Here is a 6,461-nt window from a genome sequence, read left to right on the forward strand (position 1 = left end):
CTGGTGCTCTGGGGCTCGTGCACGCCGGCCCCCACACCTCAGAACGCGACGTGGGTGCAGGCCGCACTTTCGCTTTGACGCCGCTCAGCGGGGGGGGGCGTTAGAAGCACAGTGAGAAGGACCCGGATGTTTCTGCGCATGTGATTCCCTGTGGGAGCGAATTCATTCGCGATCCATTTTTCAGGCGACAGATGTATGTCGGATGTCCCGCCGTCTCGCGAATTCACCCCCACTGAGACGGAGCCAAACCGGGAGCAAGCACCTGAGCTGTCCCCCAAAACACCGCTAATTTTCCCCTCCCGTCATCCGTTCCAAAGGGATAGCAGAGCCCAGCTCGTGACCCACCCTGTACGGAAGAACCCCGGATGAATGCTGAAAAGTCCCTGAAACTGGCCCGTCGGTTCATTGAACTGCCCGTGGAGAAGCGCCGGGCGTTTCTGGATGGGTTGCGGGCCGAGAAAATCGATTTTTCCGTGTTCCCGATTCCCGCCGGTGTCGAAGCCCAGGACCGTCAGGCGTTGTCTTATGCCCAGCAGCGCATGTGGTTCCTCTGGCAGCTGGACCCACACAGTGGTGCTTACAACCTGCCCGGTGCGGTACGCCTGAACGGTGCACTGGATGTGTCAGCGCTGGAGCGGGCCTTCGCCAGTCTGGTCGCCCGTCACGAAACCCTGCGCACGGTGTTCAAGCGCCATGCCGACGATCGCCTCGAACAAGTCCCGCTCAGCCAACCTCTGAGCGTTGAACAGCAAGACCTCAGCGTGTTGCCCGACGCCGAACGTGGGCAGGCAGTCATCGCCCAGGCCCAGCAGCAGTCACTGTTGCCGTTCGATCTGGGCAACGGCCCGCTGTTGCGGGTCAAGCTGCTCAAGCTGGCGCGGGACGAGCACGTGCTGCTGCTGACCCTGCACCACATCGTCTCCGACGGCTGGTCGATGAACGTGCTGATCGACGAATTCATCCGCTGCTACGACGCCTATGCCCGAGGCGAGCAGCCGCAGTTGCCGGACCTGCCGATCCAGTACAGCGACTACGCGCTGTGGCAGCGGCGTTGGCTGGAAGCGGGTGAGCAGGCGCGGCAGTTGCAGTACTGGCAGACCCGGCTGGGCGACGAGCACGACGTCATCGAATTGCCCACCGACCATGCCCGCCCGCCGATGCCGAGCTATCGCGGCACCCGCCACGAATTCAGCATCGACCCGCAACTGGCCGAACAGCTGCGAACCTTGGCGCGCACGCATCAGGTCACGCTGTTCATGCTCTTGCTCGGCGCCTTCAACATCCTCTTGCATCGCTATACCGGTCAGGGCGACCTGCGCGTCGGCGTGCCCATCGCCAACCGCAACCGCAGCGAAATCGAAGGGCTGATCGGTTTCTTCGTCAACACCCAGGTGCTGCGCACGCAGCTCAACGGCCAGACCCTGGTCAGCGAACTGCTGCGCGACATCAAGGAAACCGCCCTCGGCGCCCAGGCTCATCAGGACCTGCCGTTCGAGCAACTGGTCGAAGCGCTCAAGCTGGAACGCACCATCAGTCATAACCCGCTGTTCCAGGTGATGTACAACCACCAGCCGCAAGTGGCCGACGTCAGCACGCTGAAAACTGCATCTGGCCTGACCCTCGGCGCGGTTGACTGGCAGAGCCGCACGACCCAGTTCGACCTGACCCTCGACACTTGGGAGAAGGGCGGGCGTCTGCTCGCGGCCTTCACCTACGCCAACGATCTGTTCGAAGCGCCCACCATCGCGCGCATGGCCGCGCATTTCACCGCGCTGCTGCAAGCGTTGGTCAACGAAGGCGACCTGCGCATCGGTGAGCTGCCGATGCTCGACGCCGCCGAGCAGCACGTGCTGGTGCATGACTGGAACGCCACCGCCGAACGCTACCCGACCGGCATGTGCATTCATGAGCTGATTCACGCTCAGGCGTTGCGCACCCCGGATGCCACGGCGCTGGTGTTCGGCAGCCAACACCTGAGCTACGCGCAGCTCGATGGGCGGGCCAACCAACTGGCGCACCTGCTGCGTGATCAGGGCGCCGGCCCGGATGTGCTGGTGGGCATCTGTGTGCACCGCTCGCTGGAGATGGTCGTGGGCCTGTTGTCCATCCTCAAGGCCGGCGGCGCCTATGTGCCGCTGGATCCGGAATACCCCCGCGAACGCCTGGCCTACATGATCGAGGACAGCGGCATCGGCCTGCTGCTGACGCAAAGCGCGTTGCTGTCGACCCTGCCGGTGGACGACGTCACCACACTGGTGCTCGATCAGGAAGCCGACTGGCTCGACGGCTACAGCGAACGTTGCCCGCTGCAGACCAGCGACAGCCGCAACCTGGCCTACGTCATCTATACCTCTGGTTCCACCGGCCGCCCGAAAGGCGCGGGCAACAGCCACGCCGCGCTGGTCAACCGCCTGTGCTGGATGCAGCAGGCCTACGCCATCGACGGCAGCGACGCGGTGCTGCAGAAAACCCCGTTCAGCTTTGACGTGTCGGTGTGGGAATTCTTCTGGCCGCTGATGACCGGCGCGCGCCTGGTGGTGGCCGCACCTGGCATTCATCGCGAACCGGCGCAGCTGATCCGCGCCATCGTTGATCACAGCATCAGCACCCTGCATTTCGTGCCGTCGATGTTGCAGGCGTTCATTCATGAACGCGGCGTCGACGCATGCAGCAGCCTGAAACGCATCGTCTGCAGCGGCGAAGCCTTGCCCCTGGATGCGCAGGTGCAGGTGTTCGCCAAGCTGCCGAAAGCCAGCCTCTACAACCTGTATGGCCCGACCGAGGCGGCCATCGACGTCACCCACTGGACCTGCGTCGATGAAGGCGCCGATCAGGTGCCGATCGGTCGGCCCATCGGCAACCTGCGCACACTGGTGCTGGACGCGCAATTGCAACCGGTGCCAGCCGGTGTGGCGGGGGAGTTGTACCTCGGTGGCGTGGGCCTTGCGCGCAGTTATCACCGCCGACCAGGCCTGACCGCCGAGCGCTTCGTGCCATGCCCGTTTCATGACGGCGAACGGCTGTATCGCACCGGCGACCGCGTACGCCAGCGCAATGACGGGGTGATCGAATACCTCGGTCGCTTTGACCATCAGGTCAAGTTGCGCGGGCTGCGCATCGAACTGGGCGAAATCGAAACCCGCCTGATGCAGCACCCCCAGGTGCGTGAGGCGGTGGTGCTGGTGCCCAACGGCAAGCAATTGGTGGCCTGGATGGTGTTGAGCGCACCCCAGGCAGCGGACGACTTGCAGGCCGAGCTGAAAGCCTGGCTGCTGCAAGCGCTGCCGGAGTTCATGGTGCCGAGCGTCTTCGTCACCCTGGACAAGCTGCCGGTCACCGCCAACGGCAAGCTCGATCGCAAGGCTTTGCCACTGCCGCAAGCCACTGCGCGTCAGGCGTTCATCGCGCCGGTCAGCGCCATGGAGAAAGCCTTGGCGACGATCTGGCGCGACGTGCTGGGTGTCGAGCAGGTCGGTCTGGACGACAATTTCTTTGAGCTGGGCGGCGACTCGATCATCTCGATTCAGGTGGTCAGCCGCGCCCGTCTGGCTGGCATCGGGCTCAATCCCCGCGACCTGTTCCAATACCAGAGCGTGCGCAGTCTGGCGGCGGTGGCCCGTGCCGTGACCGAACATTCGAGCAGCGAGCAGGGCGCAGTGACGGGCACCACGCCGTTGTTACCGATCCATCAGGTGTTCTTCGACAGCGACATTCCCGAGCGTCAACAGTGGAACCAGTCGGTGCTGCTCAAGCCGGCGCAAGCGCTGAACTCCGAGGGGCTGGAGCAGGCGCTGAGTGCTGTGGTCGCTCACCACGATGCCTTGCGTCTGGGCTTTGCGCAGCTTGACGGTCAGTGGACGGCGAGCTTCCGTGACCACGCCACGCAACCGCTGCTCTGGCGCAGTGAAATCAACGACCTCGGCCAGCTTGACGCACTGGGTGAAGAAGCCCAGCGCAGCCTGAACCTGCAAGACGGTCCGCTGCTGCGCGCCGTGCTGGTCAGCCTGCCGAGTGGCGAACAGCGCCTGCTGCTGGTGATCCATCACCTGGCGGTGGACGGGGTGTCGTGGCGCATCTTGTTTGAAGACCTGCAAGCGGCGTATCAGCAGAGCGCTCAGGGGCAGCAGATCGCGCTGCCAGCCAAGACCCACTCGATCAAGGCCTGGGCCGAATGCCTGCAAGCGTGGGCCAATGCGCCAGAGCGCGCAGCTGAAGTCGCTGGCTGGCAGCAGCGTCTGCAGGGTGCCGAAGTCTCCTTGCCGTGCGCCAATCCCCAAGGCGCGCAACTGAACCGTGATGCCCTGAAAGTGCATTCGCGACTGGACAAGACTCACACCGCGCAACTGCTGCACAGCGCGCCAGCGGCTTACCGCACCCAGGTCAACGACTTGTTGCTGACCGCGTTGGCCCGTGTTGTCGCGCGCTGGAGCGGGCAGGATTCGGTGCTGGTGCAACTGGAAGGTCATGGCCGCGAAGCGCTGTTCGATGAGCTGGACCTGAGCCGCACGGTCGGCTGGTTCACCAGCCTGTTCCCCGTGCGACTCACGCCCGCGGCGAGCCTCGATGCTTCAATCAAGACCATCAAGGAGCAACTGCGCGGCATCCCCGAGAAGGGCATCGGTTTCGGCGCCCTGCGTTATCTGGGCGATGCCGACAGCCGCACCGCGCTGGCCGCACTGCCGCAACCGCGTATTACCTTCAACTACCTGGGCCAGTTCGACGCCAGCTTTGCCGAGGACGCACTGTTTGCTCCGGCTTGCGAGTCGGCCGGTCGCGAGCAGAGCCTCGACGCGCCGCTGGGCAACTGGCTGAGCCTCGACGGTCAGGTCTATAACGGTGAGCTGAGCGTGGCCTGGACGTTCAGCCGCGAGGTGTTCGCCGAAGCGGCCATGCAGGCACTGGCGGATGCTTTCAGCGCCGAGCTGACGCAGCTCATCGAGCATTGCGTGAGCGTGCCAAAGGCGGCTGTCACCCCAAGCGACTTCGTGCTGAGCGGCCTGAATCAGGCGCAGCTCGATGCGCTGCCGATCGATGCCGCGCGCATCGAAGACATCTACCCGCTGTCGCCGATGCAGCAGGGCATGCTGTTCCACACCCTCTTTGATCAGGGCAGCGGCGACTATGTGAACCAGTTGTGCATCGATGTCGAAGGCCTTGACCCCGAGCGCTTCCGTCAGGCCTGGCAGGCGTCGGTGGATGCCCATCCAGTGCTGCGCAGCGCCTTTCTCTGGCAGGGCAAGCAGCCGCTGCAAGTGGTGCTCAAGCAAGCGACGCTGGAGTTCACCCTGCACGACTGGAGCGACCATGCCGACCTCGCCGATGCCCTGAAAACCCTGGCTGCTGCGGACTGTCGTCGTGATTTTGAACTGACCGATGCGCCGCTCTTGCGCCTGCAACTGGTGCGCATCGGGGACGAGCGTCATCACCTGATCTACACCAGCCACCACATCCTCATGGACGGTTGGAGCAACTCGCGGCTGCTGGGCGAGGTGCTGCAGCGCTACAACGGTCAGCACGTTGCGGCGTCCGCCGGGCGCTATCGCGATTACATCGCCTGGCTGCAACGCCAGGATGGCGTTCGCGACGAGGCCTTCTGGCGCGGGCAACTGGCCGAGCTGCAAGAACCGACCCGTCTGGCACAGGGTGAAGCCCTGGCGCAACCCGGTTATGGCGAGCAGGTCCAGCGACTGAACAGTACCCAGACCGAACGCCTGAACCAGTTCGCCCGCCAACAGAAAGTCACCCTCAACACCGTGGTGCAGGCGGCGTGGCTGCTGCTGTTGCAGCGTTACACCGGTCAGGCGACGGTGGCGTTCGGCGCCACAGTGGCGGGGCGCCCGGCGGAGCTAGTCGGCGTCGAGGAGCAGATCGGTCTGTTCATCAACACCCTGCCGGTGATCGCCAGCCCGCGCATCGACCACAGCGTCGGCGACTGGCTGCAGACCGTGCAGGCCCTCAACCTGAGCCTGCGCGAGCACGAACATACGCCGCTGTTCGACATTCAGCGCTGGGCTGGCCACGGGGGCGAGCCGCTGTTCGACAGCATTCTGGTGTTCGAGAACTACCCGGTCTCCGAAGTCCTGCAGCGGGGCGCTGCGCAGGGCCTGCGTTTCGGTGAAATCGAAAACGTTGAACAGACTCACTATCCCCTGACCCTGACGGTCAACCTCGGTGAGGTGCTGGACCTGCAATTCAGCTACGCCCGTGAGCACTTCACGGCCGACGCCATCGCACGCATGGCGGGGCATCTGGAAAACCTGTTGTCGGGCATGGCTGACGGCGCTGAGCGGCGGTTGGGTGAGCTTGATTTGCTGGGGGCTGTGGAGCGCCGGCAACTGGTTAATGACTGGAGCACCGCAAGCCTCGACTACCCGAGCGAGCAGCCGGCCCATGTGCTGTTTGAGGTCCAGGCGGCGCGTCAGCCCGAGGCACCTGCGTTGCTGTTCGGCGATACGGTGTTG

Annotated in this window: 1 protein-coding gene; it reads left to right on the forward strand. The window is 64.4% G+C overall.

Annotation, left to right across the window (positions count from 1 at the left end; translation table 11 throughout):
* Positions 1-365: 365 nt before the first annotated feature.
* The coding region (locus tag AC07V9_RS29525; protein WP_495019155.1) for an amino acid adenylation domain-containing protein at positions 366-6,461 on the forward strand (6,096 nt) is incomplete at its 3' end.

The sequence above is a fragment of the Pseudomonas sp. GW821-FHT02A11 genome (assembly GCF_059421985.1).